Raw genomic sequence first — 24200 nt, forward strand, 5'->3', positions numbered from 1 at the left:
GACCGCGATACGGAAAGGGATGCCGCCGAACCGGTCAGCCGCGTGCTTCCAGAAGTCAGCCGCGCGCTCCCAGGAGGTGGTCCATCGCGAGTTGGTCGAGGCGTTCGAAGGCCATGCCGCGTGCCGCTGCCTTGTCCACGTCGAAGTCCTCGAAGGCCGCGCGGTCGCCCAGGAGCGAGGCGAGACCGTCCTCGGCGGTGGGCCGCGCCAGTTCGTCGAGCCGGGCCGCGCGCAGGGCGGCGTGCACCTCCGGGTCGGCGCGGAAGGCCGCCGCACGCTCGCGCAGGATCAGGTAGTTGCGCATGCAGCCCGCCGCCGAGTCCCACACCCCGTCCGCGTCCTCGGTGCGCGGCGGCTTGAAGTCGAAGTGACGCGGGCCTTCGTAGCCACCGCTCTCCAGGAGGTCGACCAGCCAGAAGGCGCTGCGCAGATCGCCCGCCCCGAAGCGCAGGTCCTGGTCGTACTTCACGCCGGTCTGGCCGTTGAGGTCGATGTGGAAGAGCTTTCCGGACCACAGGGCCTGGGCGATGCCGTGCGGGAAGTTGAGCCCGGCCATCTGCTCATGGCCCACTTCGGGGTTGACTCCGAAGAGTTCGGAACGCTCCAGGCGCTCGATGAACGCGAGGGCGTGGCCGACGGTGGGCAGCAGGATGTCGCCGCGCGGCTCGTTGGGCTTGGGTTCGATCGCGAAGCGCAGGTCGTACCCCTGTGTCGTGACGTACTCGCCGAGCAGGTCGAACGCCTCCTTCATGCGGTCGAGCGCGGCCCGCACGTCCTTGGCCGCGCCGGACTCCGCGCCCTCCCTGCCGCCCCACGCCACATAGGTGCGGGCGCCGAGCTCCGCCGCGAGGTCGATGTTGCGGATCGTCTTGCGCAGGGCGTAGCGCCGTACGTCACGGTCGTTGGCGGTGAACGCGCCGTCCTTGAAGACGGGGTGCGTGAAGAGATTGGTCGTCGCCATCGGCACGACCAGGCCGGTGTCGTCCAGGGCCCGCCGGAACCTCTTCACGTGCTCCGCGCGCTCGGCCTCCGCCGCGCCGAAGGGGATCAGGTCGTCGTCGTGGAAGGTCACTCCGTAGGCACCGAGTTCGGAAAGCCGACGGACCGCGTCGGCCGGGTCGAGCGGGGCCCGGGTGGCCTCCCCGAACGGGTCCCTTCCCTGCCACCCGACGGTCCACAGGCCGAAGCTGAACTTGTCCTCCGGAGTGGGCTGGTACGTCATGTGCGACTCCCTGGTTCGGAACGACACCTATTCGTCATGGCGATTTACAAATTAGTATCCGGGGGCATCGCTGGGAAGACAGGGACAAGAAGTCGCCCCAACGGCAGCCGCAGGAACGGAGATCCGCGATGTCAGCAGTGCCAGCAGCCGAGGGCCCCCTCGTCGTCGGCGTGGACAGCTCCACACAGTCCACGAAGGCCCTGGTCGTGGACGCGGCCACCGGAAGCGTGGTGGCGAGCGGCCAGGCCCCGCACACGGTCACCACGGGCCCCGGCCGGGAGAGCGACCCGGAGCAGTGGTTCGACGCCCTGCGCACGGCGCTCGCCACGTGCGGCCCGGCCGCGCACGAGGCGGCCGCCGTGGCCGTCGGCGGACAGCAGCACGGCCTCGTCACCCTCGACGCGCACGGCAGGCCGGTGCGGCCCGCGCTGCTGTGGAACGACGTGCGTTCGGCGGCGCAGGCGCAGGCCCTGGTGGCACGGCTCGGCGGCGGCAAGGAGTGGGCGGAGCGCGTCGGCAGCGTGCCGGGGCCGTCCTTCACGGTGACCAAGTGGGCCTGGCTCAGTGAGCACGAGCCCGACGCGGCGCGCGCCACGGCCGCCGTGCGGCTCCCCCACGACTACCTCACCGAACGCCTCACCGGCGCTGGCACCACGGACCGTTCCGACGTCTCCGGCACCGGCTGGTGGGCCTCGGCCACGGAGTCGTACGACGACGACATCCTCGCCATGGTGGGCCTCGATCCCGCGTGCCTGCCCCGGGTCGTGGGTCCCGGAGAGGTCGCGGGCACGGTCCGCGGCGGCACCGAACTGCCCTTCTCCCCCGGCACCTTGGTCGCCCCGGGGATGGGCGACAACGCGGCGGCGGCGCTCGGGCTCGGCCTGCGTCCGGGCGCCCCGGTGCTGAGCCTCGGCACGTCCGGCACGGTCTACGCCGTCTCGCGGCGCCGCCCGGCCGATCCGACGGGCACGGTCGCGGGGTTCGCCGACGCGCGCGGGGAGTGGCTTCCGCTGGCCTGCACCCTCAACTGCACCCTGGCGGTCGACCGCGTCGCCGCGCTCCTGAGCCTGGACCGCGAGGCCGTCGAGCCCGGGGGCGGTCTCACGCTGCTGCCCTACCTGGACGGCGAGCGCACGCCCGACCTCCCGCACGCCTCGGGCCTGTTGCACGGGCTGCGGCACGACACCACGCCGGGCCAGCTGTTGCAGGCCGCCTACGACGGGGCGGTGCACTCCCTGCTGAACGCCCTGGACCTGGTCCTGGAGGAGGACGCCGACCGGGCGGAGCCGCTGCTGCTCATCGGGGGCGGGGCGCGCGGCCGGGCCTGGCAGGAGACCGTACGGCGTCTCTCCGGGCGCCCGGTTCAGGTGCCCCGGGCGCGGGAGTTGGTCGCCCTCGGCGCGGCCGCGCAGGCCGCGGGGCTGCTGACCGGTGAGGATCCGGCGGCGGTGGCGCGTCGCTGGGGCACCGCCGAAGGTCCCGTCCTCGACCCCCTGCCGCGGGACGAGGCGGCTCTCGCACGCATGACCGGGGTACTCTCCGACGCGGCGCCGCTCCTCGGCAGGGCGCCGCGGAACTGAGGGCGGGGACAGCATGAGCGCACCGGCGCACCAGGCGCGTCCCGGCGACATGCCCGCGCACGATACGCGGCCCGGCGCCTCCGACACCCGCCTGCCCGACACCCAGCAGGGCATGCGCCGCCGCAACCTCGCGCGGGTGTTGCACGCCGTCGCGGCGCACGGCCCCGTGTCCCGCGCCTCCGTCGCGTCCCGTATCGGACTGACCAGGGCCGCCGTGTCCACCCTCGTCGACGAGTTGATCCGCTCCGGCCTCCTGGAGGAGCCGGGGCCCGAGCACCTCGACGGTCCCCGGCGGCCCGGGAAGGTCGGCCGCCCCGGCTCCGCGCTCGTGGTCAGCGGGCGCGGGCCGGTGGGGCTCGGCGCGGAGATCGGCGTCGATCACCTCGCGGTGTGCGCGGTCGACCTGAGGGGCGAGGTACGCGCGCGTGCCGAGCGCCAGGGCGCGAACCGGGGGCGGGACCCACGGACCGTCGTACAGGAACTCGCCGCGCTGGTACGGCGGGTGGGCGCGGAGGCGGAGAGCGCCGGACTGCGCCCCGCGGGTCTGGCCCTGGCCGTGCCCGGCCTGGTGGGGCGCGACACCCGGACGGTGGTGCGTGCGCCCAACCTGGACTGGCACGACACCGACGTCGGCGCTCTCCTCACCTCGGAACTTCCCGCCCGGGCAGCAAGGATCCGCGTCCCCGAGGACCTCCCTGTGACCGTCGACAACGAGGCCAACTTCGGCGCCCTCGCGGAACTCTGGCTCGCCGAGGGCACACCGCAGGACTTCCTCCACGTCTCGGCGGAGATCGGCATCGGCGCGGCCCCGGTGGTCGACGGCCGGCTGCTGCGCGGAACCCGGGGCTTCGCGGGCGAGTTGGGTCATGTGCCGGTGCGGCCTGCGGGGCCGCCGTGCCCCTGTGGCGGGCGGGGCTGCCTGGAGCAGTACGCGGGCGAAGAGGCGGTCCTGCGCGCGGCGGGCCTGGAGCCGGGCGCGGACCGGGTGGGCCTGCTCGCCGAGCGGGCCGGGCAGGGCGACCGGGACGTGCTGCGGGCGCTGCGCGGCGCCGGGACCGCTCTCGGCATCGCCCTGACCGGTGCGGTGAACCTGCTCGATCCGCGTGCCGTCGTGCTCGGCGGCGCCCTGTCGGAGCTCGCGCCGTGGCTGCTGCCCGCGCTGGAGAGGGAGTTGAACGGGCGGACGGCGCACCGGGCGTGCGCGGTCACGGTCTCCCGGCTCGGCCGCGAGGGTCCGCTGCTGGGGGCGGCGCACTCGGTGGTGCGGGCGGTGCTCGACGATCCGGCGGCGGTCAAGGGCTGAACCGGGGAGCCGGACAAGAAAGCCGCGCACCCTTGAGCGGGTGTCGGAGAACCTGGCGTGAAACCTTCCCGCGCCGTCCACGGGGCATCGAGCGCGGCGTGCCCCGCCGTCAAGCCCTGAGCTCGCGCGAAACCCGAACCGCCACTGGTCGGGACCTCTGACGTGCGTTGTTCACACCCGGCGGGTTATCCACAGGTGCGCCGTCCCCTCTTCCACGCCAACCTCCGGGCCCCGTACCGTACTTCGGACGAGACACCCTCGACCGTCGGACGGCCCCGACGACGGTCACCCACGCCACTCCACGCCCGCCTGCGGGAAACCGCCGCACCGCTCCCCCACATGGTGCGGTCACCCCTCTGAAAGGCGCGATCCGGCATCCCGTTGGGCATATCGAGAAGAGCCCTCTGAAAGGCGCTACGGAAAGGTCAGCGTTCCCCCCACCGAGAGGCAGATCAGCCATGGACCGAGCAAGACGAGTTCCTTCGTTGAGCAGGCGCCGCCTCCTGCAAGGCGCGGCCGTCGCCGCCGTCCCGGCCGCACTGCTCCCCGCCACGCGCGCCGCCGCCCGGGCCGAGGCCGTCGACTATCCGCTCGCCGAGTGGGTCCCCGCCAGTACCTCCAACTACTCGGCATCGAACCGCCCGAGCAGCTATCCGCTCGACTTCGTCGTCATCCACGTCACCCAGGAGACCTACGCGGACACCCTCGCGATCTTCCAGAACCCGGCGAAGAAGGTCTCCGCCCACTACGTCGTCCGCTCCAAGGACGGCCACATCGCCCAGTGCGTCCGTGAGCGCAACATCGCCTGGCACGCGGGCAACTGGAACTACAACACCCGCAGCATCGGCATCGAACACGAAGGGTGGGTGGACAAGCCGGAGTACTTCACCGACGCGTTGTACGAGGCGTCGGCGGCCCTCACGGCGGCCGTGTGCGACAAGTACGGCCTGCCGAAGGACCGCAAGCACATCATCGGGCACTACGAGGTACCGGGAAGCGACCACACCGACCCCGGTCCCTACTGGGACTGGTCGCGCTACATACGGCTGGTCAACTCGGCCTGAGGCGGGCGTGAACCCGGTCGGCACGGTTGTCGCACGCCGTTCCCGGGGCGACGATGGCAGCACCGCATCGCCGTTCCGGGAGGCCGAGTTGACCGATCCATGGGTGGCCCTCGAGCCCGGCGCCGACCCCGCCGAGCGGCTGCGGGTACTGCGTCGCGCGCATGAGAGCTTCGCCGCGGCGGGCACGGTGGCCCGGCCGGTGCGCTCCGTGGTGGCCGACTCCTGGCGGCGCTCGGCCCGCGCGCGGGTCAGCCCCGAAGGGTTCGAGGCGTCGGTGGAGCTCACCGACGGCGAGCTCGGTTCGTACCGGGCGGAGCACCCTCTCGCCCGAGTGATGCCGCTGTGCCGGGAGTTGATGGGCACGTACGCCTCGGACGGCGAGCATCTGCTCGCGGTGTGCGACGCGCACGGCAGGCTGCTCTGGGTCGAGGGGCACGCCGCGACGCGGCAGCGGGCGGGACGGATGAACTTCGTGCCGGGTGCGCGCTGGGCGGAGTCTGCCATGGGGACGAACGCGCCGGGCACGGCGGTCGCCGTGGACCGGCCGGTGCAGGTGTTCGCCGCCGAGCACTTCATGCGGCGGGTACAGCCGTGGACGTGCGCGGCCGCCCCGGTGCACGACCCGCGCACCGGACGGCTGCTCGGCGCGATCGACATCACCGGCGGGGACGGGCTCGCGCATCCGCACAGCCTCGCCTTCGTGCAGGCGGTGGCGCGGGCGGCGGAGCTCCAACTCGCCGCGTCCGCACCGCGCCCGCCGACCGGCGACACGGTCGAGCTCACGGCGCTCGGCCGCGACGAGGCGCTGCTGCTCGCGCACGGCCGCAAGGTGCGCCTCAGCCGCAGGCACAGCGAGATCGTGGTCCTGCTCGCCCGCCACCCGGAGGGCCTGAGCGGGGACGAGCTGCTGTGCGCGCTCTACGAGGACGAGTCGGTCACCCCGGTGACGCTGCGCGCCGAACTGGCCAGGCTGCGCCGTCTGTTGGGCCCGGAGCTGCTCCGGTCGCGGCCCTATCGGCTCGCGTCGCGGGTGGAGTCGGACGTCGCGCTCGTCGAGCGGCGGCTCGCGGCGGGCTCCGTCACGGCGGCCGCGGCGGCGTACGCGGGACCGCTGCTGCCCGCCTCCCAGGCGCCCGCGGTGGCGCGGCTGCGGCGGCGCCTCGCCGATGAGCTACGGGCGGCCCTCGTCGCGCGCCGCGACCCCGACCTCCTGTCCGACTGGGCGCACACCCCGTGGGGCGAGGACGACTTCACGGTGTGGCGCGCCCTGGCCGCCGTACGCCCGACGGCTCCCGTCCTGGCCCGGCTCGCCGAGCTGGACGGCGAGCTGACGTCGGCGGCGCCCGACCCCACGTAACCCTCGGGCGCAACGTCCGTGCAACGTTCGCGTGCCTAGCCTCCGGGCGAGTGCCGCCCGACGGCGGGCGGCCGTCTCCGGGAGGCAAGTGAAGATGACCCGTTACGCGGCACCCGGCACCGAGGGCGCAGTCGTCTCCTACCAGGCCCGCTACGACCACTTCATCGGCGGCGAGTACGTCCCGCCCGCGCGCGGCCAGTACTTCGAGAATCCGAGCCCGGTCAACGGGCAGCCGTTCACCGAGATCGCCCGCGGCACCGCCGAGGACGTGGAGCGCGCCCTGGACGCGGCGCACGCCGCGGCACCGGCCTGGGGCCGCGCCTCCGTGGGTGAACGGGCGGACGTGCTGCGGAAGATCGCCGACCGGATGGAGGCGAACCTCGAACTGCTCGCGGTCGCCGAGAGCTGGGAGAACGGCAAGCCGGTGCGCGAGACACTGGCCGCCGACATCCCCCTGGCCATCGACCACTTCCGCTACTTCGCGGGCGTCATCCGCGCGCAGGAGGGATCGCTCAGCGAGGTCGACGACGACACCGTCGCCTACCACTTCCACGAGCCACTCGGCGTGGTCGCGCAGATCATTCCGTGGAACTTCCCGATCCTGATGGCGACATGGAAGCTTGCGCCCGCGCTGGCGGCCGGGAACGCGGTCGTCCTCAAGCCCGCCGAGCAGACCCCCGCCTCCATCCACGTATGGCTGGACCTGGTGTCGGACCTGCTGCCGCCGGGTGTCGTCAACGTCGTCAACGGCTTCGGGGTCGAGGCGGGCAAGCCGCTGGCCTCCAGCCCGCGCGTCGCCAAGGTCGCGTTCACCGGGGAGACCACGACGGGGCGGCTGATCATGCAGTACGCCTCCGAGAACATCAAGCCGGTGACACTGGAGCTGGGCGGCAAGTCGCCGAACATCTTCTTCGACGACGTGTGGGCCGCGAACGACGACTTCCGCGACAAGGCCCTGGAGGGCTTCACCATGTTCGCCCTCAACCAGGGCGAGGTGTGCACCTGTCCCTCGCGCGCCCTCATCCAGCGCGGGCACTACAGCGAGTTCCTGGAAGCGGCGGTGACCCGCACCGAGCAGATCACGCCCGGCCACCCGCTCGACACCAACACCATGATCGGCGCGCAGGCGTCCAACGACCAGCTGGAGAAGATCCTCTCCTACCTGGACATCGGCCAGCAGGAGGGCGCCAAGGTCCTCACGGGCGGGCAGCGCATCGAGTACGACGGCGAGCTGGCGGGCGGCTACTACGTCCAGCCGACGATCTTCGAGGGCGACAACCGCATGCGGATCTTCCAGGAGGAGATCTTCGGCCCGGTCGTCTCGGTCGCGTCGTTCAGCGACTTCGACGACGCCATCAAGATCGCCAATGACACGCTGTACGGGCTCGGCGCGGGCGTGTGGACGCGGGACATCAACACCGCCTACCGGGCGGGCCGTTCGATCCAGGCGGGCCGCGTCTGGACGAACTGCTACCACGCGTATCCGGCGCATGCCGCCTTCGGCGGGTACAAGCAGTCGGGTATCGGGCGCGAGACGCACAAGATGATGCTGGAGCACTACCAGCAGACGAAGAACGTTCTTTGTTCATACAGCCCAAAGAAACTTGGGTTCTTCTAGTCTTCTGAGTCGGGAATTCTGTTCAGATGTGAGGCGAGGCGTTCGAGGATCTCGTCGGCGGTCTTCGTCCAGACGTAGGGCTTCGGGTCGGTGTTCCAGGCGTTGATCCAGTTGCGGATGTCCTTCTCGAGGGCCTGGACGGACTTGTGAACGCCTCGTCGTCTCTGCTTGTTGGTGAGTTCGGCGAACCATCGCTCGACGAGGTTCAGCCAGGACGACCCGGTGGGTGTGAAGTGCAGGTGGAACTTGGCGGTGGCGATCTCGAGAGCGGCGAAGAGCGTGGTGGTGCCGGCCCGCACGTAGTCGTGGGTGGCCCGCTCGGGAACCCCCGGCATCATCGGCAGCACGGGCTGGGACCGGTCCAGGGCCTGGATCTGCGACTTCTATCCACGCAGAACACCAAGGCCCGCTCGGGCGGGTCCAGACAGAGGCCGACGACATCGTGGACCTTGTCGACGAAGTACGGATCCGTCGACAGCTTGAAGGTCTCCGACCGGTGCGGCTGCAGGCCGAACGCCCGCCAGATCCTGGAGATCGTCGACCGCGACAGCCCCATCTCCTCGGCCATCGACCTCGTCGACCAGTGCGTCGCGTTCTCCGGAGTACTCTCCAGCGTCCGTTTGACCACCGCGGCGACCTGCTCATCAGCCACGGTCCGCGGACCACCGGGGCGCGGCATGTCGCCGAGCCCGGCGATCCTGTGCTCGACACAGCGGGCCCGCCATCGGCCCACCGCATGCGGCGTGGAGCCGAGCCTGGCAGCAACATCCGTGCCACACATGAACCCTGCACATCTGAACAGAATTCCCGAGTCAGAAGACCAGAGCCTGCTGGATGGACAGTCGCGGCCTCAAAGCGACGGTTTGGATGCCCGGCAACGCCTCCGCTTCCGGTGGCTCGCTCGACGTCGACCCACAGGGCATGGCCCGACGGTTGCACTTCCGCCTGAGGCCGGATCTCAACGGCTCGTGACGTCCAGCGCCTGGCGAGACCCCATCTCCACGACCAGACGCTGCCGAGTCGAGGCTGGTGACAGTGCCATTCGAGAGCACGGGAAAGCGGGCGGGGCGCTGATGCGGTGAACGCGACAGGGGCGGCGTCCGTTTCGGACGCCGCCCCTTACGTGACTGACCGGGGGTTACTTGACGTTGACGCCGGTCCAGGCAGCGGCCACGCGCTTGTACTCGGTGGAATTCGCGCCGTACAGGTCCTTCGCAGCGCTCAACGTGCCCTTACGGGCCGCCTTGTAGTTGGTGGTCGACGTGAAGTACGTCGTCAGAGCCTTGTACCAGATCTTCTCGGCCTTGCCGCGTCCGATGCCAAGCACCTTGGAACCGTCGGCGGTCGGCGAGTTGTAGTCGACACCGTTGATCCGCTTCTTGCCGCTGCCCTCGGACAGCAGGTAGAAGAAGTGGTTGGCGATGCCCGAGGAGTAGTGGACGTCGACGTTCCCGGCGTTGGCGTTCCAGTTGTCCAGGGAGCCGCCGTCCTTGCTCGGCTTGTCCATGTAGCGCAGCGGGGTGCCGTCGCCGTTGATGTCGATCTTCTCGCCGACGAGGTAGTCGCCGACGTCCTTGGGGTTCTTGGCCTTGAACTCCACGGCAGCGGCGAAGATGTCGGAGGTGGCCTCGTTCAGGCCACCGGACTCGCCGCTGTACTCCATGTTGCCGGTCGCCGAGGTGACACCGTGCGTCATCTCGTGGGCCGCGACGTCGATCGAGGTGAGGGGCTTCTTGTCGCCCTCGCCGTCGCCGTACGTCATGCAGAAGCAGCTGTCGTCCCAGAACGCGTTCACGTAGCCGTTGCCGTAGTGGACGCGGGAGGTCGCGCCCTTGCCGTCGCCGTTGATGCCCTTACGGCCATGGACGGACTTGTAGTAGTCCCAGGTGAGTTGGGCGCCGTAGGCGGCGTCGACGGCGGCGGTCTGGGCGCTCGAAGGCTTGCCGTTGCCCCAGACGTCGTTGGCGTCCTTGAAGAGCTTGCCGGCGCCGCTCTCCGCGTGCTTCAGGTCGAAGGTGCGGTGGCCGCCGCGGGCCTTGTCGGTCAGCTCGTAGCCGCTCGCCACCTTCTTGGAGCCGACCGTGACCTTGCCGCTGTACTGGCTGTTGCCGGTGCCGTTCTCGATGGCCTGGTACTCGTACAGCTTCTTGCCCGTCGCGGCGTCCGTGATGACATGGAGCCTGCTGGGCGTACCGTCCTCCTGCACACCGGTGACAACGGTCTCGTACGCGAGGACGGGCTTGCCGGAGGCGGCCCAGATCACCTTGCGCGGCGACTGCGCGTCGGCCTTGGCGGTCTTCGCCTTCGCGGCGGTCGACTCGGCTGACTCGGCGACGGAGGACTTGGCGAGCTTCGCGTCCGTGGAGGCGACCTTCACGGTGGCCTCGGTGGCCTTGGTGACGCTCTTCACCTTGCCACTCTTGGCGGTGTGCACGACGAGGTCGCCGCCGAGGACGGGCAGGCCGTCGTAGGTGCGCTCGTAGCGGGTGTGCGTGGTGCCGTCGCGGTCCTTGACGACGTCGCGGACGACCAGCTTCTCCTTGCCGCCGAGGCCGATCTTCTCGGCGGTCGCCGATCTGTCGGCGTTCGCCTCCTGGAGGAGGTCCGCGCGGGCCGACGCCGAGAGGGCGACGGGCGAGCCGGACGGCTCGGTGTCGTTGTCCGGCTGGGCGGAGGCACCGGTGGACAGTCCGGCGGTGAGCAGCGCTCCGGCCGCGACGGCGGTGGCGATCGCGAGCGTCGAACGCTTACGGGATATGTGAGAGGTCACGCGGGCTCCATCCGTGGGGCCCGGGAGGCATGGAGGGCCGCCCGGAGCAGAAAGACGCGATGCGGGCGTGCAGCTTGTTGCTGTACGTGCAGCGAGTTGCGGGGGAGCGTGTCATTTCAACCACGTACATGTCAGCATTTTGGCTGGATGTTGGCCGGAAATGGTCCGTTGAACGATGGTCGACATACGCGATGCGAACAGATCAAGAACGCGGTCGGAATCGGCAACGTGGCGGCCGCGCCGAAGAGTTGACTACCGCAGCGGCGATGCGCCTCGGTGAGGCGGAGCCTCTTGGCAGCTCGGACCAGGCGTTGACCGTGCAGGTCTCCTTGCCGTTGCCCGCGGGGTCCGAACTGCTGGTCCGCTTCGCCGAGTTGACCGTGCCGGCGCGGGCCTCCAGGTCGACCTGGAGGTCGCCGCGCCAGTGTGCACGATGTCGACGCCAACCTTGAGGACGCTCGGGGTGTTGCCGACGCGGCCCGTGTCGTTGACCGCCGAGGTGGCCGCGGCGCCGGCGTCCACAATGGCGAGGTCCGCGGTGCTCTCGAAGGTCCTACCGCTGGGCTCCTCCCCACCGGCGCGGGCACCGACGTTCACGGCGGCCCAGACGTGTGCGGCCATCTTGAAAAGCCCGCTCGCCATGCACCACGGCAGCCACGCCTCCGTCTGCGCCGCAAAGGGGCAACCATCTGCCCCGTCCAGTCCCGCTCGCTCCCCTAGGAGTTCGACGTCGGCTGAGCCTTCTGGCCGAGGGCTCTCCGTGCCGAGGACTCTCCGTGCCGAGGACTCTCCGTGCCGAGGACTCTCCGTACGGCATGCGCCGCCGCATGGTCGGCGCATGCCGTACGGGACCTACGGCCCGAACGGGGCCCGCAGCCCGTAGACGAGCTACAGCCCCAGGTCGAGAGCCAGACACGAGTAGAACTTCCATGGGCCCTCGGGGCTGTACGAGTTGGCGCCGCCGTCCCGCTCGGTCTCGACCTCTTCGGTCATGTCCTCGAAGCGGATGCGGTCGGGGAGCCTGCCGTAGCGCTCGTGTCGCGCCGCCTCGGTGGTATCGCCGGTGAGTTCCCTGTTCATGGCCGATCTCCGCTTCGTCGATCGTGGTCGGTGTCCCCGCGAGGGTGGGACGGTCATCAGCGTGCCCCTCTCTGCGTCACCAGTCAAGACGGTGACGCATCCGAAGAGACACCCGCTCCGAGCTGGTCGGCGTCGACAACCGCCTGCGCGAAGGCTGTGGGCGCCTCCTGCGGAAGGTTGTGCCCGACGTCCGCGACGGTGCGGTGCTCATAGGGCCCGGTGAAGTGACGGCGGTAGGTCGAGCCGTCGCCGGGCGGGGTGAAGGGGTCCAGCGCAGCGTCGAGGGTGAGGGTGGGCACGGAAATGGAGGGCTGGGCGGCGAGCAGCTTCTCGTAGGAGTCGTAGCGCGGCTCGCCCTCGATGAGGCCGATGCGCCAGCGGTAGTTGTAGAGGACGACGGCGGCGTAGTCGGGGTTGCGGAACGCCTGCGCGGTGCGTTCGAACGTGGCGTCGTCGAAGTTCCAGTTGGGAGAGACGAGCGTCCACACGTAGCGGCAGAGGGCGACGCGCTCCTTCGGGTTCTCCATGGCCTTCTTGCCGCGCTCGGTGGCGAAGTACCACTGGTACCACCAGTTGTGTTCCACGGCCGCGGCGGCGGGCTCCCGTTGCGCCTTGCGATCGGTGATGAGGTATCCGCTGGTGGAGACGAGCGCCTGGACGCGTTCGGGCCACAGGGCCGCGATGATGTCGGCGGTGCGCGAGCCCCAGTCGAATCCGGCGAGAACCGCCTTGTGGATCTTGAGCGCGTCCATCAGGGCGATGATGTCGAGCGCGATGGCGGACTGTTCGGCGGTCCGGGGCGTGCGGCTGGACAGGAAGTGCGTGTCGCCGTGCCCGCGCAGGTGGGGAACGATCACGCGGTACCCCAGACCGGCCAGGAGCGGGGCGACGTCGACGAAGCTGTGGATGTCGTAGGGCCAGCCGTGCAGACACAGGACGACCGGACCGTGCGCCGGCCCGGCCTCGGCGTAACTGACGTTCAGGACACCGGCCTTGACGTGCTTCAGCCGGGCGAATGCGGTGTGGGTACCAGGAGCGATGTCGGGCACGGCCGGAGCGGGCCCGCCGCCCGACCGGGGCGAGGCGGTCGCGGCGGTCGCGGCGGCCGCCTGACCCCCCAGACCCGAGAACGAGACGGCGGCCGCTCCGGTGCCCGCGCCGACGGCCTTGCCAAAGGTACGTCTGTCGATCATCACAAACCTTCCGTCCTACGTGTCCGTCAGCCCTGTCCGGCGAGGTGGCCCGGCCCCGGCGCTGTTGAGGCCCCGACCCTGGCATGCAGGCCGTCACCCGTCAAACAGGTGATGCACTTTCCCGCCAACGCCGTGGGCGGCCTCTGCGTCGTGCGACGCGCTCGCACGGCTCGCACGGGTGGCCGGGCGCACCCCGCTCACACGGTGCGCCCGGCCGGATTTCAGTACGTGGTCACGAGGGGCTTCGTCTCGTCGACGACGTAGGTGGAGAGCATCTTGGTCGTCACCGTGCCGACGTTGCGGGCGTTGTGGATGGCTCCGTCCGGAATGAAGAACGGGTCACCCGTGGACAGCCGGAGGGGCGGGCCGTCGTCGAACTCCATCAGGACGTCACCCTGGATGATGTAGCCGACCTCGATGCCGGGGTGGCTGTGCCGCCCCGACTCCTTGTGCCGTGGGATCCGTACGAGTGTCTGTACGGCTTCCCACCCCTCGGCGGGCGACGGGTGCTCCTGGAGCAGGGTGCGGGTGACGCCCGAGGTCGGATCGGGATGCCCAGGGCAGGGGGAAGGGTGCCGGGCGGGCTCAGCGGCCTCGGCGGTGGCGGACAGGGCGGCCGAACCCAGCGCGCCGACCGCGGCGGTGCCGCTCGCGCGCAGGAGGAAACGTCGATCGATCATCATGCCTCTTCTTCGTCGGGTGAAGGACTGCTGCTCGTCGCCGGGAGAAGGACTGCCGGCCCGGACGGGCACGGAAGCCCCCGGTCAGCGGCGCTCAGCGCCGGTCCGGAAGGACGCAGCGGAAGCTGTCGGCGACGGCCGGATCGCCGTGGCCCTTGTAGCGGGAGACCTTGGGGTAGGCGCACAGATCACGGGTGACGCTCCGCCCCTCGCTGCCGATGAGGGTGGCGGGCAGCACTCCGGGGGCCCTGCCGTGCTCGACCCAGGTCCGCAGCGCACCGAGGTCGTCGGCGGCGCCGTCACCCCTGTTGAGGCCGCAGTGCACCGTGCCCGGGGCGAGGAAGAGGCGGTAGAACGCGTCGACGCGCGCGGCGCCGCCCATGCGCCGCTCGACCTTCCTGCGATAGTCGACCGTGCCCTGGGCGGGGATGTACTGATCGGCCTGACCGTGCCAGCTCAGCAGCTTGCCGCCGGACCGGCGGAAGGCGGAGAGGTCGGGGTCGTCCGTCCCGATGACCTCGTCGTACTCGGCCTGGGACTGCCGGAAGAGCTCGGTGAACTGACGGTAGGTGATCGTCGAGACGTCGAACGACGGCTGCTTCTTCACCCACGACGCGACCCAGTGCCGGGGCACGGGGAACGGTGCGCCCTTGACGTTGCCGTCCGCGTCGGGCTCGGTGACGCCCGCCAGGCCGGTCAGGTCGGCTCCGACGGGGACACCGGACCACAGCCTCTCCCCCGACGTGGTCCGGGGCCCGTCCCAGATCTTGCGGACCACGGCGACGTCGGCCGCCGTGATAGTCAACTTCTTCCCGTGACAGCGCACTTGGGAGCCGACGAGCCGTCGGAGATCGACGTCGCACCGGGCCGGGTCGTCGACCAGGCCGTCCCTGACGCCGTCTCGCGGGTCGCATGCCCGAGTGGCGGTGTCGGTGAGGACCTTCGCCACACAGGGAGACAGGTAGGTCTCCTCCTGGTTCATGACCACCTGCGGCCACAGGGTGGCGACCTCCATCTCGTCCCAGTTGACGGCGGGCGCGGCAGCGAGGATGCCGTCGTAGTCGTCGGGGTGGCGCTGGGCCTCCATGTAGCCCTGGCGGCCGCCGGTGGAGCAGCCGTTGAAGTACGCGTAGGAGGCGCCCCTGCCGTAGACCGCGCGGACGACTTCCTTGCTCACGGCCGCCGCCTCGTGCTGGGAGCGGGAGGAGAAGTTCTTCAGCAGTGCGGTGTTGACCCGCCCGTCGCCGTTCAGCGCCCAGTCGGTGTCGAGCACGTCACCGACACCGGCGTCGGTGGTGGTCGCGGCGTACCCGTTCTTGACGGCGGTGGCCAGACCGACACCGTTGTCCCCCGCCGCGTAGGCGCTCCCGCCGATCGCCTGGAGGCGGCCGTTCCACTTCTCCACGGGCAGCCAAGTGCGCACCTTGGCATGGTCGTTGTCGCCGGGGTGGGTGAGGGTGACCGTCACCTCGCAGTAGGCAGGGACGCCGGTGACCGTCCCTCCCAGGATGCCGCTGCCGTGGACGGTCCCGCCCGGAAGGCGGGTCGCCGTGACGGACTCCGCCACTGTGCCGGCGGGAGCGTTCACGGACGTCGTGGCGCAGGCCGGCTCCTCGCGGCCGGAGTTCTGCTGCGAAGCCGCCGACGCGGTCGGCAGGCACACCGCCGCGATCAGCGGCACGCCGGCCGCGAGGACGGTCAGTAATCGACCCATGGGTTCCCCTCCAAGGGAGTAGGTGTGTTCTTGAGCGTGCTGACAACTGGCACCTGACACCTGACGCGTATGCACGTCACGCAGATCGACGGACGCGAAGCCACTGGTTGAGGTGGTGATGAAGAGAGCTGAACGACATTCAGGGCGCCGCCGATCGCTCCTGCCGGGGGCTCGGGCTTGGGCATGAGACGGCATAAGACAGCGTGAGAGGCGCAGCGGTCGGGATCGGAGCGGATGCACGACCAGATCCGGAGCATCACCGTTCCAACCGGTGACGATGCTGGCATGCGTCTCTCGGGAGTGTCAACAGACAGCATGCGGGAACGCCCGCCCTCGGCGGACCGGGCGGCTTTCGACGCCTGCTACAGTGGCGGCGAATTTGACCACTCGATCGAGGAGCAGCAGACGTGGCGGGTGACGACGACATCTCCGGATGAGATCCGGATGTAGACGGCCGTCGGACGGCGCTTGAAGAGCGTCGCTGCCGTGGCCGCTTTGTCGTACCCCCTTTTTCCCACGCTGCCAGGGCAGAGCTCCGTCTGCCCTCGATCCTCGCGAGGTCATCTCCATGTCCGACGCCGCCGTCGTCTGCTCGAACCTCTCCTTCGCCTGGCCCGACGACACCCCGGTCTTCGCCGACCTGTCCTTCGCCGTGGCCACCGGCCGTACCGGCCTGGTGGCCCCCAACGGCTCCGGCAAGAGCACCCTGCTCAAGCTGATCGCCGGTCAACTCACCCCTGCCGCGGGCTCGTTGACCGTCAACGGCACCCTCGGCCACCTCCCGCAGAGCCTCCCGCTGACCGGTGACCTCACGGTCGCCGAGGTGCTCGGCATCGCCGCGGTGATCCGCGCGCTCGACGCCGTCGAGTCGGGTGACGTCAGCGAGGAGCACTTCGCCGCCATCGGCGACGACTGGGACATCGAGGAGCGCACCCGCGCCCAACTCGACCGCCTCGGCCTCGCCGACCTGGCTCTGGACCGCACCCTGAGCACGCTCAGCGGCGGCCAGATCGTCTCCCTGGGCCTCGCCGCCCAGCTGCTCAAGCGCCCCGACGTGCTGCTGCTCGACGAGCCGACCAACAACCTCGACCTGGAGGCCCGGCACAAGCTCTACGACGTCCTTTCGGACTTCAACGGCTGCCTGCTCCTCGTCAGTCACGACCGCGCGCTGCTCGACCGCATGGACCGCATCGCCGAACTCGGCAGCGGCGAACTGCGCTTCTACGGCGGCAACTTCACCGAGTACGAGGAGGCCGTGCGCGCCGAGAAGGAGGTCGCCGAGAAGAACGTCCGCAACGCCGAACAGGAGCTGAAGCGCGAGAAGCGCGAGCTGCAGCAGGCCCGTGAACGCGCCGAGCGCCGGCAGAGCAACGCCGCCCGCAATCTCAAGAGCGCCGGTCTGCCCCGCATCTTCGCGGGCAACATGAAGCGCGGCGCGCAGGAGTCCGCGGGCCGGGCGGGGCAGATGCACGCGGCCCGGGTCGGCGAGGCCAAGGCCCGGCTCGACGAGGCCGGGCGCGCGCTGCGCGAGGAACAGCGCCTCACCCTCGAACTGCCCGGCACCCAGGTGCCCGCCGGGCGCACTCTCTTCCTCGGCGAGGGGATGCAGGTCCACCACGCGGGCCGGGCCGTGTTCGCCGACGGCGGCGTCGACCTGAACATCCGCGGCCCCGAGCGCATCGCGCTGACCGGCCCCAACGGCGCGGGCAAGACCACGCTGCTGCGGCTGGTCACCGGCGACCTCGCCCCGGAGGACGGGGACGTCAGGCGCGGCGAGGGCCGGATCGCGTATCTCTCGCAGCGCCTCGACCTGTTGGACCTGGACCGCACCGTGGCGGAGAACTTCGCCGCGTTCGCACCCGAGCGGCCCGAGGCGGAGCGGATGAACCTGCTCGCGCGCTTCCTCTTCCGGGGCGCACGGGCGCACCTTCCCGTCGGGGTGCTCTCCGGCGGCGAGCGGCTGCGCGCCACCCTGGCCTGCGTGCTGTGCGCGGAACCGGCGCCCCAACTCCTCCTGCTCGACGAGCCGACCAACAACCTCGACCTGGTCAGCGCGGGCCAGTTGGAGAGCGCGCTCGACTCCTACCAGGGCGCCTTCGTCGTGATCAGCCACGACGAGCGGTTCCTCGCCGAGATCGGGGTGAACCGCTGGCTGCGCCTGGCCAACGGAGTGCTCAAGGAGACCGGGGGCCTCGCGGTGTGAGCCGCCGACGTGTGCAGAGGCCCGCGCCGAGGCCGTGCGCCCGGCGGGCCCACCACCCGACCGCGTTCACCCGACCACGTTGGACGGATCTCCATGCCCGTACCCGCCCTGCTCGCCCATGACCTCGTCCGTGACCTCGGTGGCCGACGCGTCCTCGACGGTGTCTCCCTGACCGCGTCGCCCGGCCACCGCATCGGTCTGATCGGGGAGAACGGCGTCGGCAAATCCACTCTGCTGCGGGTCCTCGCCGGTGTCGACGAGCCCGACGCGGGAAGCGTCACCCGCCCCGCGGACCTCGGGCATCTGCACCAGGAGATGCCCTTCGACGCGGCCTCGACCATCGACGCGGTCCTTGCCGAGGCGCTGCACGAGGCCCGTGCGGACCTGGCGGAACTGGAACTGCTCGGCGAAGAGCTGGCGCGGGTCCCCGAGGACTCACCCGGCCACCAAGAACTCCTCGGCCGGTACGGCAGGTGCCTCGAGCGGGCGCAGGAGCGCGAGTCCTGGGACGCCGACCGCCGCGCGGCCCTGGTCCTCGACGGCCTCGGCCTGGGTTCGCTCGGGCACGACCGTACGCTCGGCTCGCTCTCCGGCGGACAGCGCGGCCGGCTCGCCCTGGCCGCGCTGCTCGTCCGGCGGCCGTCGGCGCTGCTCCTCGACGAGCCGACCAATCACCTCGACGACGGAGCCGCCGCCTTCCTGGAGGAGCAGATCCGCGCCCTGCCCGGAACCGTGCTGGCCGCCAGCCACGACCGGGCGTTCCTCGACAGCGTCTGCACCGACCTCATCGACCTCGATCCGGCCGTGGAAGGTCCGGTGCGCCACGGCGGCAACTACAGCACGTACGTACGGGAGAAGCGCGCCGAACGGGAGCGCTGGGAACGGCGATACGCGGAAGAACAGGAGGAGTTGGAGGCACTGCGGCACGCGGCGGGCGTCACCGCACACCGGGTCGCGCCGGACCGGGGACGGCGCGACAACGAGAAGATGGGCTACGGCCACCGGGCAGGCCGGGTGCAGAACCAGGTCTCCCGCCGGGTGCGCAACGCCACCCGGCGGCTGGAGGAGCTGGAACGCGGCCAGGTCGCCGAGCCGCCGAGCCCGCTGCGGTTCGCGGCCGACGCGCCGGCCGCGAGGTCGCCGGAGGGCCCGCAGCCCCTCGTCTCGCTGGCGGACATACGGGTGCCGGGCAGACTCGCGCTGGATCTTCTGGAGGTGTCGGCGACCGAGCGGCTGCTGATCACGGGCGACAACGGAGCGGGCAAGTCGACGCTCCTCGCCGTGCTCGCCGGACAGGTCGCTGCCGAGGGCGTGGTGCGCAGGCGGCGCAGTGTCACGGTGGGGCTGCTCACCCAGGACACCGCGTTCGACCGGCCCGACCGCACGGTCCGTGACACCTATGAGCTGTCGCTGGGCCCGGAGGTGTCCGAGCGGGTGCCGCTGAGTTCGCTCGGTCTGCTGCACGCGGGGGACCTGGACAAGCCGGTCGGCCTGCTGTCCGTGGGACAGCGCCGGCGGCTCGCCCTGGCCCTGCTCATGGCTCGTCCACCCCAACTGTTGCTGCTCGACGAGCCGACCAACCACCTGTCCCCGCGCCTGTGCGACGAACTGGAGGAGGCCCTGGGAACCGGCCCGGGCGCGATCGTCCTCGCGAGCCATGACCGCTGGCTGCGCCGACGCTGGCAGGGCCGCGAGCTCCGCCTCGAACCGGTCTCCCACCTCAGCACGCCGTCCCTGCGATACCGCTCGGACCGGTGACGATTCTTGCACTGCCCGAGAGTCACCTGTCAGGATCGTGTGGTGAATCTCGACCATGTTTTCGTATGCGGACACCCGGCCCTTGACTTCGCGGCCACGCTCCGCGCACGACGCTCGGACCGGTTCGAGATGTTCGTGACTCCGGAGCGGCTGAACGCCTGGTATCTGGAATCCGGGCTCGTGGACACGATCACGCCCGCCGACGAGGAGGACGTCCGGCGGGCGACGACCATCCGCGAGGCGGTCTACCGGCTCCTCACCAACCGCCGCCTCGACGAGGGGTTCGACCGCGAGGCACTCGCGGTGCTCAATGCCGCCGCGCGCGAGACGCCCGTGACGCCGCAGCTCTGCCTGACCGGACGGCACAACGAGGCGACCCCCGGGCAGGCCCTGGCCACCGTCGCCCGGCAGGCCGTCGAACTGCTCAGCGGCCCGGATGTCCCGCTGCTGAAGGAATGCGGCAATCCCGAGTGCACACGGGTCTACATCGACCGCTCCCGCGGCATGCGGCGACAGTGGTGCGGAATGGAGTCCTGCGGCAACAAGATCAAGGCCGCGGCCTACCGCGCGCGGCGACGGACCGCACCCGCCGCCGCCGTGTGACCGCTCGGACCCGCGGCTACCGCTTGCGCCACTCCTCTGCCAGGAGTTCGTGGGAGCGCACCCGGTCGGCGTGTTCGTGGGCGTCGGCGCCCTCGCCGGGGACGGCGTGGGCCTCGACGCCGTCCGGCGAGCGGTAGCTGCCCGCCGGCAACGCCACGATGTCGTCGACCTGTTCGCCGTACGGCTGTGACGGCGCGTCCGGGAGCTGGAGCAGCGTGCGCTGCAGCGCCACCCGAGGTGAGCCGAGAAGGTGCTCGAAGCGGAAGCGGGGCGGGATGAGCAGCCCATTCGGGGCGCGGCTGTCCGCCACGGCTGGTGAGGGAGTCGGCGCGGACGCGGGCGGGCGGCCGCCGGAGCGGCCGAGGCCCAGGTCGAGCCATCCGGGGTGGAGGGCGTCGGTCGCGGTGGACCCGGACGATATCGGCACCAGGTCCAGGACGCCGAGCGGGGTGTCGGACAGGTGCGTCATGAGGCCGCCCGCCCCTGGGCCGTGGGGTCGTCGGGGTGGGCCAGGCCGAGGTGGTTCCGCAGGGTGCTGCCCTCGTACTCGGTGCGGTACACGCCGCGTTCCTGGAGCAGGGGAACGACCCGGTCGGCGAAGCCGTCGAGACCGCCCGGCGTGATGTGCGGGACGAGGATGAAGCCGTCGGCGGCGTCGGCCTGGACGAAGTCGTCGATGGTCTGCGCGACGGTGGCCGGTGAGCCGACGAAGGTCTGCCGGTTGCCGGTCTCGATGACCAGGTCGCGGATCGACCAGTTGTTGGCGGCGGCGCGTTCGCGCCACTCGCGGGCCGTGGCCAGCGGGTCCCGGTACATCCGCACCTGTGCGCGGCCGCGGGCCACGGTGTGCTCACCGAGGTCGGGGTCGATGTCGGGGAGCGGCCCGTCGGGGTCGTAGGCGGACAGGTCGCGGTTCCAGACGAACTCCAGGTGCTTGATGGCCGTGGCACCGCTCACCTGTTGGCGCCGCACCTCGCGGGCCAGTTCCGCCGCCTCGGCGTCCGTGTCGCCGAGCACGAAGGTCGCGGCGGGCAGGATCAGCAGCTGATCGCGTGCGCGTCCGTGACGGGCGAGGCGTCCCTTGACGTCCTCGTAGAACGCCTGGCCCTCCTTGAGCGTTGCGTACCGGCTGAAGATCGCGTCCGCGCTCGACGCCGCGAACTCCCGCCCTGCGTCGGAGTCCCCCGCCTGGAAGATCACCGGACGGCCCTGCGGGGAGCGGGGGACGTTGAACTGCCCGTGGATGTCGAAGTGTTGGCCGGTGTGCACGAACGAGCCCGCCTTGGCGTCGCGCAGAAAGGTGCCGGTGGCCTGGTCGGCGAGGATATCGTCGCCGTGCCAGGAGTCGAAGAGCTCGTGCGCGGTCTCCAGGAACTCCTTGGCCCGGGAGTAGCGCTCCTCCTGCGGCAGGAACCCGCCGCGGCGGAAGTTCTCGCCGGTGAACGCGTCCCAGGAGGTCACGACGTTCCAGGCGGAGCGGCCGTCCGAGAGGTGGTCGAGGGAGGCGAACTGGCGGGCCACCTCGTACGGCTCGTTGAACGTGGAGTTGATGGTGCCGGTCAGACCGAGGCGGTCGGTGACGGCGGCGAGCGCGGCCAGCACGGTGAAGGTGTCGGGCCGTCCGACGACGTCCAAGTCGTATATCTCTCCGCCCTGTTCGCGCAGGCGCAGTCCCTCCGCGAGGAACAGGAAGTCGAACTTGGCGCGTTCCGCGGTGCGGGCGAAGTGGGCGAACGAGCTGAACTCGATGTGGCTGCCCGCCTCCGGATCGCTCCATACCGTCGTGTTGTTGACGCCGGGGAAGTGGGCCGCGAGATGGATCTGCTTGAGCGGCTTCGTCATGGTCAGGGTCCTTCGGGCTCAGGCGGTCGTCGTGGCGGCGTAGCGGCTGGCGGGCCGTGCGAGGCCGAGGAGGCCGCGCAGGGTGTCGGCCTCGTAGGCGCGGCGGAAGGCGCCCCGGCGCTGGAGCTCGGGGACCAGTCCCCGGGTGATCGCCGGTAGGTCGTGCCCGGCGACGGCCGGGCGCAGCCGGAACCCCGAGAGTCCGGCCTCCTGCAACTCCTGCAGCAGATCGGCGAGTTGGCCGGGTGTTCCGGTGAAGATCCGCGCGTCGCTCTCGTACGGCTGTCCCGCGAGGGCGTCCAGGCGCTCGCGGCGGGCGGCGGCCTCGGCGGGATCGTCGTCGAGGAAGACGACCAGGTCGCCGAAGATGTGCAGCGGGTCGTCCGCGCGGCGCGCGGCGGTCTGCTCGGCCCGGATCTCCGCGACGATCGTGCGGGCCTGCTCCGCGTCGTGCGGCGTGACGTACCCGATGTCGGCGGCCCGGCCCACCAGGCGGTAGGGGACGGTCGCGTGGGCGAGCGCGCCGACGACGGGCTGGCCCTGCGGCGGACGGGGCGTGATCGAGGGCCCCTTGACGCTGAAGCGGTCGCCCTCGAAGCCGATGTAGTGCAGCTTGTCGCGGTCGATGAACCGGCCCGTGGACGCGTCCCGGATCTCCGCGTCGTCCTCCCAGCTGTCCCACAGCCGGCGCACGACTTCCACGTAGTCGGCCGCTTCGTCGAAGAGTTCCCGGATCGCCTCCTGCGCGGCGGGCGTGTTGTACCCCCCGGGAGGCAGCGGCCTGACGGTCCTGCGCCCGAAGTGCGCGGCCTCGTTCGGGCGGGCGCTGATCTGTACGCGGACCCCGGCGCGACCCGTACTCACGTAGTCGAGGGTCGCGATGGCCTTGGAGGCGTGGAACGGCTCGGTGTGCGTGACCACCACGGTCGGGACCAGGCCGATGTGCCGGGTCAGTGGCGCGACCCTGGCCGCGACGAGGACGGCGTCCAGGCGGCCGCGGACCTGGTCCGTGCGCGGGTCGGGCTCGGTGGGGTGTACCGACTGGAGGCCGAGGCCGTCCTCCAGGGTCACGAAGTCGAGCAGGCCGCGCTCGGCCTCGGTGATCAGACCGGTCCAGTAGTCGGCGGTGAACAGTTCGCGCGGGCGGGCGGCCGGATCGCGCCATGCGGCCGGGTGCCAGCCGGCGCCGTCGAGGGCGACGGCGAGATGGAGTGGGGAGGGGGATGCGGACGTCACGGAGTGACACCTTCCTGATGGGCCGTACGGGAGTGGCCGACGGACGGAGAAGTCGGGAGCGACGGAGCGCGCCCGTCGGGGGTCCGGCCGGGCCGAGCGTGGTCGTCGGGGGCGTTGACGGCGTTGAGGGGCGTTGAGGGGCGTTGAGGACGTTGAGGGCGTCGACAGCCGGATGCCGCCGTCCTTCCGGAGCCGATGCTTCCGCAGCGGAGCTGGCGCTTTCGGAGCTGTTGCTTCCGGAGCTGACGCTTCCGGGGCTGTTGCTGCCGGGGCCGCCGCATCGGTGGGATCGGACGTCGGGTGGGCGTCGCCGAGTCGGCGTCAGGAGACGGTCGGCTTCGTCAGAGGGCGCGCCTCAGAGCGCGGTACAGAGGGGTGCGCTTCAGAGCACGGTGCAGAGGGTGCGCTTCAGAGCACGCGGCAAGAGGCCGTACACAGCGCGCTGTTGACGCGCAGGAGGTCCACACAGCGGTTCGCGCACAGCAGGAGGCGAGCGGGCCGCAAGGGGGCCGTCGCGTCAGCTCCGTGCATCGCTGTCTCCGTCACTTCTCCGCCCTGGGGCACCGTGCCGTGCGCCGTGAAATAGCTGCACGCCGCAAGCTATGCGCGCCGGGGAAGGCATGTCAACGCGCCTGCCCAGCAGTTGAGATGTCCGTCTCGGCCTTCTTGACGTGCCCATCGGGTCGGCCGACACTTGCCGGGACGGTCACGATTGTCAGCGCCCACGGGGCGGGCCACTCCCGCCCCCGCGGTCATCGGCCCCGGCCCGCTGGCAGGCAACCCTTCCACCGCGATGGGGTGCCCCGGGTGACGACCGGGTCCCGCCGGTGTGGCGGGGCAAGCGTGGTCTCGCCCCGGGCGAGCCCCTGAGTGTCGATCGGGTGGGCATGTCCCCGTACGGGTTGACCAGGCGACTTCATATCGATCTCCGGCGCGTTTCGAGCGCCGGCTGATACGCGGCACGCCAGCCGCAGTTC

General features: G+C 71.1%; 18 protein-coding genes, 2 pseudogenes and 1 riboswitch. Of the genes and pseudogenes, 10 read left to right on the forward strand and 10 right to left on the reverse strand.

The genetic code is table 11. The features are described from left to right. Positions 1 to 55: 55 nt before the first annotated feature. Positions 56 to 1222 carry a xylose isomerase gene (gene xylA / locus ACQB60_RS13870; RefSeq protein WP_496926250.1) on the reverse strand — a complete coding sequence of 389 codons (1167 nt, stop codon included), beginning with the start codon at positions 1220 to 1222 and terminating at the stop codon, positions 56 to 58. A 137-nt stretch (positions 1223 to 1359) separates the two neighbouring features. On the opposite strand from xylA, the gene xylB reads away from it, so the two are divergent. From xylB to exaC, 5 genes are all read left to right on the forward strand, one after another. Further along, a complete protein-coding gene (xylB, locus tag ACQB60_RS13875) occupies positions 1360 to 2802 on the forward strand; it encodes a xylulokinase (protein WP_496926626.1) in 1443 nt (480 codons plus the stop codon). A gap of 13 nt (positions 2803 to 2815) precedes the next feature. Next, positions 2816 to 4105: an ROK family protein gene (locus ACQB60_RS13880; protein WP_496926251.1), complete on the forward strand. Its 1290-nt coding sequence runs from the start codon at positions 2816 to 2818 to the stop codon at positions 4103 to 4105. 458 nt (positions 4106 to 4563) lie between these two features. Beyond that, a complete protein-coding gene (locus ACQB60_RS13885) occupies positions 4564 to 5169 on the forward strand; it encodes an N-acetylmuramoyl-L-alanine amidase (protein WP_496926252.1) in 606 nt (201 codons plus the stop codon). A gap of 88 nt (positions 5170 to 5257) precedes the next feature. Beyond that, positions 5258 to 6526, forward strand: a complete 1269-nt coding sequence (locus tag ACQB60_RS13890; protein ID WP_496926253.1) for a GAF domain-containing protein — start codon at positions 5258 to 5260, stop codon at positions 6524 to 6526. 94 nt (positions 6527 to 6620) lie between these two features. After that, complete coding sequence (exaC, locus tag ACQB60_RS13895) at positions 6621 to 8144, forward strand: acetaldehyde dehydrogenase ExaC (RefSeq protein ID WP_496926254.1); 1524 nt, start codon at positions 6621 to 6623, stop codon at positions 8142 to 8144. Here exaC and ACQB60_RS13900 read toward each other — a convergent pair. From ACQB60_RS13900 to ACQB60_RS13925, 6 genes and pseudogenes are all read right to left on the reverse strand, one after another. Beyond that, a pseudogene (locus tag ACQB60_RS13900) lies at positions 8141 to 8946 on the reverse strand (IS630 family transposase); the annotation flags it as partial. The gene exaC and the pseudogene ACQB60_RS13900 sit on opposite strands and share 4 nt — an antisense overlap. Positions 8947 to 9282: 336 nt before the next feature. After that, the gene (locus tag ACQB60_RS13905; protein WP_496926255.1) at positions 9283 to 10914 is read right to left on the reverse strand and encodes a M4 family metallopeptidase; all 1632 of its coding nucleotides are present in this window, start codon (positions 10912 to 10914) and stop codon (positions 9283 to 9285) included. Positions 10915 to 11802: 888 nt separating this feature from the next. Beyond that, complete coding sequence (locus ACQB60_RS13910) at positions 11803 to 11994, reverse strand: hypothetical protein (protein ID WP_496926256.1); 192 nt, start codon at positions 11992 to 11994, stop codon at positions 11803 to 11805. Positions 11995 to 12077: 83 nt separating this feature from the next. Then, positions 12078 to 13187 (reverse strand): alpha/beta fold hydrolase, encoded by a 1110-nt coding sequence (locus ACQB60_RS13915; protein WP_496926257.1) that lies wholly within the window; start codon positions 13185 to 13187, stop codon positions 12078 to 12080. Positions 13188 to 13408: 221 nt separating this feature from the next. After that, positions 13409 to 13867, reverse strand: a complete 459-nt coding sequence (locus tag ACQB60_RS13920; protein WP_496926258.1) for a cupin domain-containing protein — start codon at positions 13865 to 13867, stop codon at positions 13409 to 13411. Positions 13868 to 13961: 94 nt separating this feature from the next. Beyond that, positions 13962 to 15581 carry a tannase/feruloyl esterase family alpha/beta hydrolase gene (locus ACQB60_RS13925; RefSeq protein ID WP_496926259.1) on the reverse strand — a complete coding sequence of 540 codons (1620 nt, stop codon included), beginning with the start codon at positions 15579 to 15581 and terminating at the stop codon, positions 13962 to 13964. 234 nt (positions 15582 to 15815) lie between these two features. Between ACQB60_RS13925 and ACQB60_RS13930 the strand changes: the two genes are divergently transcribed. The 4 genes from ACQB60_RS13930 (at position 15816) to ACQB60_RS13945 (ending at position 20145) form a co-directional block, all read left to right on the forward strand. Beyond that, positions 15816 to 16031 (forward strand): hypothetical protein, encoded by a 216-nt coding sequence (locus ACQB60_RS13930; protein ID WP_496926260.1) that lies wholly within the window; start codon positions 15816 to 15818, stop codon positions 16029 to 16031. A gap of 118 nt (positions 16032 to 16149) precedes the next feature. Beyond that, positions 16150 to 17784, forward strand: a complete 1635-nt coding sequence (gene abc-f, locus ACQB60_RS13935; protein WP_496926261.1) for a ribosomal protection-like ABC-F family protein — start codon at positions 16150 to 16152, stop codon at positions 17782 to 17784. A 93-nt stretch (positions 17785 to 17877) separates the two neighbouring features. Next, the gene (locus tag ACQB60_RS13940) at positions 17878 to 19542 is read left to right on the forward strand and encodes an ABC-F family ATP-binding cassette domain-containing protein (RefSeq protein WP_496926262.1); all 1665 of its coding nucleotides are present in this window, start codon (positions 17878 to 17880) and stop codon (positions 19540 to 19542) included. A 42-nt stretch (positions 19543 to 19584) separates the two neighbouring features. Beyond that, positions 19585 to 20145 (forward strand): CGNR zinc finger domain-containing protein, encoded by a 561-nt coding sequence (locus ACQB60_RS13945; RefSeq protein ID WP_496926263.1) that lies wholly within the window; start codon positions 19585 to 19587, stop codon positions 20143 to 20145. A gap of 82 nt (positions 20146 to 20227) precedes the next feature. Here the strand turns inward: ACQB60_RS13945 and ACQB60_RS13950 are convergent. The 3 genes and pseudogenes from ACQB60_RS13950 to ACQB60_RS13960 all read right to left on the reverse strand — a co-directional run. Beyond that, positions 20228 to 20614, reverse strand: a pseudogene (locus ACQB60_RS13950) (hypothetical protein); the annotation flags it as partial. Next, the gene (locus ACQB60_RS13955) at positions 20611 to 21987 is read right to left on the reverse strand and encodes an NtaA/DmoA family FMN-dependent monooxygenase (protein ID WP_496926264.1); all 1377 of its coding nucleotides are present in this window, start codon (positions 21985 to 21987) and stop codon (positions 20611 to 20613) included. The gene ACQB60_RS13955 and the pseudogene ACQB60_RS13950, both read right to left, overlap by 4 nt. An 18-nt stretch (positions 21988 to 22005) precedes the next feature. Continuing rightward, positions 22006 to 23223: an LLM class flavin-dependent oxidoreductase gene (locus ACQB60_RS13960; RefSeq protein ID WP_496926265.1), complete on the reverse strand. Its 1218-nt coding sequence runs from the start codon at positions 23221 to 23223 to the stop codon at positions 22006 to 22008. 704 nt (positions 23224 to 23927) lie between these two features. Beyond that, a riboswitch (SAM riboswitch) is annotated at positions 23928 to 24073 on the forward strand. Positions 24074 to 24110: 37 nt separating this feature from the next. Between ACQB60_RS13960 and ACQB60_RS13965 the strand changes: the two genes are divergently transcribed. Then, positions 24111 to 24176, forward strand: coding sequence for a putative leader peptide (locus ACQB60_RS13965; protein ID WP_496926627.1), 66 nt, complete (start codon positions 24111 to 24113; stop codon positions 24174 to 24176). The last annotated feature ends 24 nt before the right edge of the window (positions 24177 to 24200 follow it).

It is taken from the genome of Streptomyces odontotermitis, from assembly GCF_050510915.1.
GTDB lineage: Bacteria > Actinomycetota > Actinomycetes > Streptomycetales > Streptomycetaceae > Streptomyces.

Excerpts from the sequence above, each read along its gene's own strand:
- ACQB60_RS13940 (WP_496926262.1), top strand. The coding sequence starts at position 17,878 with ATGCCCGTACCCGCCCTGCTCGCCCATGACCTCGTCCGTGACCTCGGT.
- ACQB60_RS13930 (WP_496926260.1), top strand. The coding sequence starts at position 15,816 with ATGCACGACCAGATCCGGAGCATCACCGTTCCAACCGGTGACGATGCT.
- ACQB60_RS13885 (WP_496926252.1), top strand. The coding sequence starts at position 4,564 with ATGGACCGAGCAAGACGAGTTCCTTCGTTGAGCAGGCGCCGCCTCCTG.
- exaC (WP_496926254.1), top strand. The coding sequence starts at position 6,621 with ATGACCCGTTACGCGGCACCCGGCACCGAGGGCGCAGTCGTCTCCTAC.
- ACQB60_RS13910 (WP_496926256.1), bottom strand. The coding sequence starts at position 11,994 with ATGAACAGGGAACTCACCGGCGATACCACCGAGGCGGCGCGACACGAG.
- ACQB60_RS13925 (WP_496926259.1), bottom strand. The coding sequence starts at position 15,581 with ATGGGTCGATTACTGACCGTCCTCGCGGCCGGCGTGCCGCTGATCGCG.
- abc-f (WP_496926261.1), top strand. The coding sequence starts at position 16,150 with ATGTCCGACGCCGCCGTCGTCTGCTCGAACCTCTCCTTCGCCTGGCCC.
- xylA (WP_496926250.1), bottom strand. The coding sequence starts at position 1,222 with ATGACGTACCAGCCCACTCCGGAGGACAAGTTCAGCTTCGGCCTGTGG.
- ACQB60_RS13915 (WP_496926257.1), bottom strand. The coding sequence starts at position 13,187 with ATGATCGACAGACGTACCTTTGGCAAGGCCGTCGGCGCGGGCACCGGA.
- ACQB60_RS13955 (WP_496926264.1), bottom strand. The coding sequence starts at position 21,987 with ATGACGAAGCCGCTCAAGCAGATCCATCTCGCGGCCCACTTCCCCGGC.
- ACQB60_RS13920 (WP_496926258.1), bottom strand. The coding sequence starts at position 13,867 with ATGATCGATCGACGTTTCCTCCTGCGCGCGAGCGGCACCGCCGCGGTC.
- ACQB60_RS13880 (WP_496926251.1), top strand. The coding sequence starts at position 2,816 with ATGAGCGCACCGGCGCACCAGGCGCGTCCCGGCGACATGCCCGCGCAC.